Annotated in this window: 4 protein-coding genes; all 4 read left to right on the plus strand. The window is 37.4% G+C overall.

Going from position 1 to position 6,244, the window contains the following annotated elements; all coding sequences use genetic code 11:
- Nucleotides 1-487 precede the first annotated feature (487 nt).
- The 4 genes from Hs30E_RS10190 to Hs30E_RS10205 all read left to right on the plus strand — a co-directional run bounded on the left by Hs30E_RS10190 (nucleotide 488) and on the right by Hs30E_RS10205 (nucleotide 5,933).
- Entirely contained in the window at nucleotides 488-1,996 is a 1,509-nt protein-coding gene (locus Hs30E_RS10190; RefSeq protein ID WP_172209841.1) for an FtsX-like permease family protein, read from the plus strand.
- A gap of 207 nt (nucleotides 1,997-2,203) precedes the next feature.
- Complete coding sequence (locus tag Hs30E_RS10195; RefSeq protein WP_172209842.1) at nucleotides 2,204-3,775, plus strand: ABC transporter permease; 1,572 nt, start codon at nucleotides 2,204-2,206, stop codon at nucleotides 3,773-3,775.
- A 6-nt stretch (nucleotides 3,776-3,781) separates the two neighbouring features.
- Nucleotides 3,782-4,453: an ABC transporter ATP-binding protein gene (locus tag Hs30E_RS10200; protein WP_172209843.1), complete on the plus strand. Its 672-nt coding sequence runs from the start codon at nucleotides 3,782-3,784 to the stop codon at nucleotides 4,451-4,453.
- Entirely contained in the window at nucleotides 4,446-5,933 is a 1,488-nt protein-coding gene (locus Hs30E_RS10205) for a PASTA domain-containing protein (protein WP_172209844.1), read from the plus strand. Before Hs30E_RS10200 ends, Hs30E_RS10205 begins: the two co-directional genes overlap by 8 nt.
- The last annotated feature ends 311 nt before the right edge of the window (nucleotides 5,934-6,244 follow it).

A 6,244-nucleotide genomic window follows, 5' to 3' on the forward strand; every position in this document is an offset into this window, starting at 1 on the left:
TAATTTGATAACACGATACTTTTTCAATTCATTCACAGTGAGTAATATCCTTTTCATAAGTATTAGTTTAACATTTGGGACATTTTATGTTTCGACCTACTTAAGACATTATCACTTTCGAATGATAAAATACACAACATAAAAAATAAATACTTGACAAATCAAACTGTATTAGTTAAAATAATACATATAAACAAATCGTATTATCAGAAATGATACGGTTGATACGCAATTCTTATAAAAGTTGTAATAGGTTAAAATTTGCTAATAAAATGGCTTGGTTAGTTTTTGAATGAAATCTTAAAATAAAAAGATGTTATCGCTTACATATAAGATTAAAGATAACGATAAAATATTAAATTAAAATTAGCTTATTATTGCATATGTAAGGTTGAGTTAAGCTAACATTGATACGATAAGTTTGAGAGCTATCAAGTTTTTAGAATTTCCTAATGATAGGCTCAAAAATAGAAAACGAGGTAGTGCTATGAACTTTTTCAAACGTGCCATATGTTCCGTGACACGACAAAAATCCAAATCTCTCATTTTATTTGCAGTGATTTTTCTGCTTGGTAACATTTTAGCGGGCAGTGTTATCATTCAGCAATCAACACAAAATGTTGAGAAGACAACCAAGGCAAAAATGGGAGCGATTGCGACCATTGACATTGATTATAATGACAAGAAAGTCGAAGAAGCCATGAATTCTGGTGGCTTTATCCCTGCCCCTTTGTCAGAGGAGCTGATTCAAAAGCTTGGCAGTAGTCCTTATGTTAAGACTTACGATTATTCACAAAATTATGGTTTTCAGTCTGGTGCGCTGAAAACTTATGATCCACAAGCTAATAAAGAGGATGATTCAGGCAATAATATGCAGTCGTCGTTTAGCATGGCGGGGAATTATTTCCAAGTGCATGGTGTGCAAGATCCGAAAGTGATGGACATCTCGCTTGGCAAAATCAAATTGGCACAAGGCAGTGTTTTCACGGCTGACGATATTAAAAAAGGTAACAAGGTTGTCATGATTTCCAAGCAATTAGCAGATGAAAACGGTCTGCATGTTGGCGATGAGATGACCTTAGACAACTGCTTGACTGATGAAACAGGTCAGCCAAAAGATAAGTCTTATGATGTTAAAGCAAAGATTGTCGGCACTTACGAGGTTATGGAAGCACCTGAGAAAAAATCAAATAAAAATTCGGGAATGACAGGTATGCTAGATTTTGAAAAATATAACACGATTTATATGCCGAATGTAACCGTGGCCAGTATGACTAAAGGTTATCTTGACTTTATGCGAGTTGAGCAACCAAGTACTTATCAAGAAATAACGGATGGTATGCCAGAAGAAGCGGTTAATAAGAGCTATTTTACGCCTGTTTTCCAACTCAAAACAGTTGATAATGTTGACAAATTTAAGGATGAAGTTAAACCCTTGTTGCCGAAATATTATTCAGTGATGGCGTCAACTGATGATTTTGAAAAATCAGCGAGTCAATTTACTAAATTGTCACAGATTTCTAAAGCCGTGATTGTGGCGGCGATTATTTTATCAATTGTCTTGATTTTGCTCGTTATCCTTCTTTTCATGCGTGATCGTAAGCGCGAACTTGGCATTTATCTTTCGCTTGGCGACAAAAAATTGAACGTTATCATGCAGATTATGATTGAAGTGCTGGCGGTTGCGCTTGTTGCCTTACTTCTCTCACTCGTTACGGGTAAATTCCTTGGTAGTTTTGCCTCAAACGTCTTTCTCAGCTCGGATGCGGGAACGACCACAGATAACGTGACAAATGGTATGTTCGTCAACAATGCTTTGACATCATTAAATGCTGGCATTGATGCTGAAACGATTGCCAATAATTATGCCGTAACATTTACACCGTTTTACATCGTGACTTATCTGCTTGCTGGACTCGGAACAGTCATTGTTTCTGTTCTTTTATCAACACTTTATATTTTCAAATTAAAACCAAAGAAAATCTTGTTGGGTTAGTGTTAGAAAATTTTGACATAACTGATTTAACTTGTTATACTTGGAATTATAGAGCATCTAAAAAATTGGCTCTATCTTATGAACATCTTCAAACTTAAACGAATGTGTTTGAGTTGCCCACTTAGGAATGGTTTTAAGTTCTATTATTTCATAGAACTTAATTTGTCGCGATATTATCGCATTTAATAGTTATAAAAGGAGTAATCTATGAACTTTTTCAAACGAGCAATCGCTTCTGTCACTCGACAAAAGTCGAAATCCCTGATTCTATTTGCAGTGATTTTCCTACTTGGCAATATCCTTGCTGGTAGTGTGATTATCCAGCAGTCTACGCAAAATGTTGAGAAAACAACCAAGGAAAAAATGGGTGCTATTGCCACGGTTGGTATTGACTGGAATGATAGCAAAATCCAAGCGGTTATACAAAAGGGGTCAGTCGACTTTAAAAACTTAGATGAAAAACTTATCAAAAAAATCGGTAGTAGTCCTTATGTTAAGAACTATGATTACTCTGAGGAAAGTGGCTTTCAATCTGCAAGTCTCAAAACTTATAATCCGCAAGCTAAGAAAGATGGAGAAGAAGTTGACAGTTCGATGAATTATATCCAACTTCGTGGTGTGCAATATCCAAAAATTATGGATATTGCCATGGGTAAAATCAAACTTGCTGAAGGAAGTGTTTTCACAGAAGATGACATCAAAAAAGGTAGCAATGTTGTCATCATCTCAAAGAACTTTGCAGATGAAAATGGCTTACACGTTGGCGATGAGATGACCATTGACCAATCGCTTAACATGTACCAAGACATGGGTGCTGAGGAAGAAGCAGAGGCAGAAAAAGGCGAAACTAAATCTTTTGATACGAAAGTCAAGGTAGTTGGTACTTTTGAGGTTCTTGAAGCTGTCGAGAAGAAAACAGGTAGCTCAGATAAGGCAGCAAATGATAATGTTGTCTACGCAGCAGCAGCACCAAGTGGCGATGATCTAGTAGATATGCTCAATTTTCAAATTTACAACACGTTTTACTTGCCAAATAAAACGCTTTATGGGATGAATAATGGTTATATGAAATTTCTGTTTGAAGAACAGCCCGAAATGCTTGGAGGTATGAGCGAAGAGGACTTAGAGAGTGATAATGACCCTTACTACGTACCGATTTATCAACTCAAATCAGTTGACGACCTTGAAAAATTCAAGGCAGACACGAAACCTTTGTTGCCAAAATATTATTCAGTCATGTCATCAACTGACCAATTTGACACGATTGCTGGTCAATTTAACAAATTATCTAAAATTGCTAAAGCTGTGATTATCGCAGCGGTTGTTTTATCAGTTGTTTTGATTCTTCTTGTTATCTTACTCTTTATGCGTGATCGTAAGCGTGAGCTTGGTATTTATCTCTCGCTTGGTGACAAAAAATCTAACGTTATTCTACAAATTATGTTTGAAGTTTTGACGATTGCCGTTGTCGCACTCGTGCTTTCTCTTGTGACGGGTAAATTCCTTGGTAGTTTTGCCTCTGAAGCTTTCCTCAGTTCAAATAATGATAGTGGTTCATCTCAAAATGGCATGGTATATAACATGATGTCTAGTTCTTCAATGTTCAGCACAGGTGCAACAGTGACAGCTGAGTCAATTGCTGATAATTACAGTGTGACTTTCACACCATTTTACATCGTCACTTATTTGCTTTCAGGTCTTGGAACGGTTATTGTTTCGGTTCTTTTGTCAACGCTTTATATCTTCAAATTAAAGCCTAAAAAAATCTTATTGGGGTAAAAAATTATGTCTATTATTGCAACTAAAAATCTGAATTATTTCTATCAAGACGGCGATATGCAGCGTTATATTTTGCGTGATGTTTCTGTTGACTTTGAAAAAGGTAAATTTTATACAATCGTAGGGGAGTCTGGCTCTGGTAAGACGACTTTCTTGTCAATGATTGCGGGGCTTGACTCGCCAAAATCTGGTGAGGTTTTATTTGACGGTTCTGATATTAAAAAACTAGGTTATGAAAATTACCGTCGTAATAAAATCTCGCTTGTTTTCCAAAATAATAACCTTGTGCCTTATCTGACAGCCGCTGAAAATGTACTCGTCGCTATGGACATCACGGATAATGAGCTACCGTCTGATCAAAAAACAGTCGCTTACAATTTGCTAGATTACATTGGCATTACGCGCGAGAAGGCTGATCGTTTGGTTAGCGAACTTTCGGGTGGCGAGCAGCAACGGATTGCGATTGCTCGCGCTTTGGCGACAAATAGTGATGTTATACTTGCTGACGAGCCGACTGGGAATTTGGACGAGGAGCGTGAGGCGGAAATCGTCGAAATTTTCAAACGCTTGGCACATGAAAATGGCAAAGCCGTTGTTGTCGTGACCCATTCGCAAGAAGTCGCTGATAAATCTGATGTGACTTATCGTCTGAAAAAAGGAAACTTGATTAATGAGTGATTTCTTATCAAATTTTACCAATGATAAATACAAGGCAGAAAATGAGAAACTGGCAAAACCAGAAGTAACGAAAACGCCTGAAGAATCGAAAGAAACTGAAAATGTTGCCACATCTAATGCGACTGAAAAAACAAGTGCAAAGCTAAAGCCAACTTTTAATGTTGATGAAAAAGAACCAAATCAGGTACCTGATAAAGTAGCTGTTTCAAAACACAAGTCGATTTTGCCAACGAAAATGATTCAAAAGCCTGCGCCCGATGATTTGCTTGTTAAAGATAACACATTTGCCAAAAAGCAAAAGCGTAAACGTTTGATTATTGGTGCGACGATAGTTGTTGCGATGGCGGCTATTGGGTGGTTTTATTATAGTCAAACGCATGTCAAATTGCCTGATTTTACAGGTAAACAAATCAGTACGGCGCAGACTTGGGCGGATGAAAATAAGGTCAAGCTTGAGGTCAAACGTGTTTACGATTTTGACAAAAAAGTCAATACGATTATTAAAGAGGAAAATAAGAATAGAACGATTGCTAAAAGTAAGGTGGTTAAACTGACGGTTAGCCTTGGTGCGGATCCGAAAACGAAGATTGGACTTCCTGATTTTAGCAAGATGCAGGTGGCAGATGCGCGTGCCTTTATCAAGGAAAATAAACTTGAGAATACGACAGTTCAGCTAGATTATTCAGAGACGGTCGCTAAGGATGCCTTTATCAAGCAAGAATTTGCCAACAAAGATGTCAAAGTGGAAGATTTCAAGCGTGAGGATAATCTGACCTTGCATTATTCAAAAGGCAAAGAGCCGATTGAGAAAAATATTGATGTGCCTGATTTTGCCAATAAAACTGAGGTGGAAATCAAGACTTGGAGCAAGGATAAGGGTGTTAAGGTTGAGATTGTTGGCGAAGGTAGCGCGACAATCATGGCTGATAAGGTAATTTCACAGTCGATTAAGGCTGGCGAAAAAGTTTCAAAAGCTGATACGATTACAGTCAAAATTTCACTTGGTAAACCGTTGATTGTTCCTGATTTTTCACAATTTACTTCTGATGAGGCGGGGACAGCGGCAAAAGAATTGCCTGTTATGATTAAGCAAGTTTACAGTGATACTGTGCCTTATGGCGGCTTTATCGGGCAAAATGTTGCTGCTGGTACGCAATTTTTCGCTAAGGATACGTTGCCTGATATTACGGCGACTTATTCTCTTGGTCGTGTTTACATCAAAGACTTGTCAGGTCAAACGGAGGGCGATTTACAAGCGACTTTCTATACTGAGTACAAATCAAAAGGTGCTAATGTGACCTATGAGGTGCAATATGTGACCAATAGTGCAACTAAAGGAACTGTTGTTGGTCAAAGTGCGCTCAATGAATTTGTGCCGTTGTCTTGTCATATTGTTGTTCAGATTAGTGATGGTCAAGGTAAGGAAGCGGCGGCAGCAATGCCAGAAGCCGAGTCTTCTAAAGTGACTTCTAAAAAATAAAAACGTTAGCTAGTGTTATGGTGCATTAGCTAACGTTTTTATCTGATTTCTTTTGTGCTTGCATGCCTTTATACTGATTAACAAAGAAGTTGTGCAAACTAGCCGATACTGTTCGATTTTTAAAGCGAATTAGTATTAAATATAACCCTGTCAAGCGAAATTGAAAATGTCCCAAAAAAAGTCTAAACATGAGTTACATTTTGCTAAAGCAAAATTTGCTTTTAGATTCCATTTTTGATATGATTGAGTTATGATTTAGGCTGAATTTTCAGCTTGATATTCCAGAAGCGTCTTACCGATTCTTCTGAGAT

It is taken from the genome of Pseudolactococcus hodotermopsidis, from assembly GCF_011170085.1.
GTDB classification, from domain to species: Bacteria; Bacillota; Bacilli; order Lactobacillales; family Streptococcaceae; genus Pseudolactococcus; species Pseudolactococcus hodotermopsidis.

Excerpts from the sequence above, each read along its gene's own strand:
- Hs30E_RS10205 (WP_172209844.1), top strand. The coding sequence starts at position 4,446 with ATGAGTGATTTCTTATCAAATTTTACCAATGATAAATACAAGGCAGAA.
- Hs30E_RS10195 (WP_172209842.1), top strand. The coding sequence starts at position 2,204 with ATGAACTTTTTCAAACGAGCAATCGCTTCTGTCACTCGACAAAAGTCG.
- Hs30E_RS10190 (WP_172209841.1), top strand. The coding sequence starts at position 488 with ATGAACTTTTTCAAACGTGCCATATGTTCCGTGACACGACAAAAATCC.
- Hs30E_RS10200 (WP_172209843.1), top strand. The coding sequence starts at position 3,782 with ATGTCTATTATTGCAACTAAAAATCTGAATTATTTCTATCAAGACGGC.